The organism is Vibrio sp. PNB23_22_6 (genome assembly GCF_052877535.1).
The window spans coordinates 1-247 of sequence record NZ_JBNFXP010000096.1 but is presented as its reverse complement, the minus strand read 5'-3'; the positions used below and the strand labels follow the sequence as shown (position 1 = coordinate 247).

Below are 247 nucleotides of genomic sequence, written 5' to 3'. Positions count from 1 at the left end.
AATTTTTTTCTTTTTTTATGTTTTTATATGAAAATCTTTTTAATTTTGGTGGGAAAGGTTGCGGTTGACCTGTTTTATAAAAAAATATTTAAAATAAAAAAACTTCAAAAAATGAAGTTTTTTATTATTCAAAAGGGAAAATTAATAGCTAATTTTTATTTCTTAGCTGCCTTAAATGCTGCCATAAATTTCTTGGCATTTTCAGTAACCCCACTATAATTGTTGTTGGCTGCAGTAGCTGTAAGTG

General features: G+C 25.9%; 1 protein-coding gene. It reads left to right on the top strand.

The genetic code is table 11. From position 1 onward, the window contains the following. Positions 1 to 219 (top strand): hypothetical protein (locus ACVA54_RS19760; RefSeq protein WP_446649894.1); only part of this gene is annotated, 219 nt, incomplete at its 5' end. Between the last annotated feature and the right edge of the window lie 28 nt (positions 220 to 247).